General features: G+C 74.8%; 1 protein-coding gene. It reads right to left on the reverse strand.

Going from position 1 to position 1,251, the window contains the following annotated elements:
• Positions 1-1,251 (reverse strand): PP2C family protein-serine/threonine phosphatase (locus H5J30_RS34075; RefSeq protein WP_181791686.1); only part of this gene is annotated, 1,251 nt, incomplete at both ends.

Raw genomic sequence — 1,251 nt, forward strand, 5'->3', positions numbered from 1 at the left:
TCGCCAGGGCCGAGGACGTCCAGCACCTCGTCGCACAGCGGCTCCAGCGGCGGCGGGTTGCCGGGGCCGGTGAGTGCCGCCGTGCGGGTCAGGCGGGCGCAGAGCTGCTCGATGCCCGTGGAGACGTCCATCAGCCGGGACTCGACCAGGCCGTCCGTGTACAGCAGCAGCGTCGAGCCCTGCGGCGCCTGGAGTTCCACCGCCTCGAAGCCCACACTGCCCACCCCGATCGGCGCGCCCGGCGGTACGTCCAGCACCTCGCTGGTGCCGTCGCGGCGGAGCAGGACCGGCGGCGGGTGGCCGGCGTTGGAGGCGGTGAGGGTGTGGGCGATCGGGTCGTAGACCGCGTACAAGCAGGTGGCCATGCGGTCGTCGCCGAGGCGCTGCGCCTGCTCGTCGAGGTGGTGCAGCACCTCCTGCGGCGGCAGGTCGAGCTGCGCCAGCGTCTGCGCCGCGGTACGCAGCTGGCCCATGATCGCCGCGGAGGTCACCGAGTGGCCCATGACGTCGCCGACGACCAGCGCGACCCGGCTGCCGGGCAGCGGGATCGCGTCGTACCAGTCGCCGCCGACGCGCGCGGTCTCGGCCGCGGGCCGGTAGCGGCTGGCGAGGCGGACGCCGGTGGGCTCCGGCAGGTACTCGGGCAGCATCGTGCGCTGCAACTGGTCCGCGATGTACGCCTCGCGGTCGTAGATCACCGCTTTGTCGACGCCGAGGGCCGTGTGCGTGGCCAGTTGGGCGGCGATCAGCAGGTCGTCCTGCCCGTACGCGGGCCGCGCCGGACCCCGTACGAGCACCGCCACCCCGATCACGCGGCGCCGGCCGCGCAGCGGGGCGACGATCGTGCGCTTGTCGGCCGGCGCGTTCGCCAGCGGGCTCTCGCGGCCCAGCAGTTCGATGAGGGCGGCGCGGGCGGCCAGCGTCTCGCCGAACACCGGGCGGACGCCGCGCAGCACTTCGAGGAGCGCCCCGGCCCGTACGACGTCGACGCTCTCGGCCGCGCCCAGGCCCGGCGTCTCCGGCTCCGTCGCCGCGGGCAGCAGCCGGCTGCCACCCATGCTGTCGACGTCCTCGACGCCGTCGGTGATCCGGTCCGTACGCCGCAGCCGCAGCCGGAACGGCTCCGTCGGCTGCTCGTCGCCGACCGGCAGCGGGTCGCGGAGGTAGACGAGGATCGCGTCGGCGAAGGACGGCACGACGGAGCGGCACAGGCCGAGGACGATCTCGTCCAGGTCGATGCCGCGGGCGATC

This window comes from Streptomyces phytophilus (assembly GCF_013870535.1).
In the GTDB taxonomy this organism is placed as follows: Bacteria; Actinomycetota; Actinomycetes; order Streptomycetales; family Streptomycetaceae; genus Streptomyces; species Streptomyces phytophilus.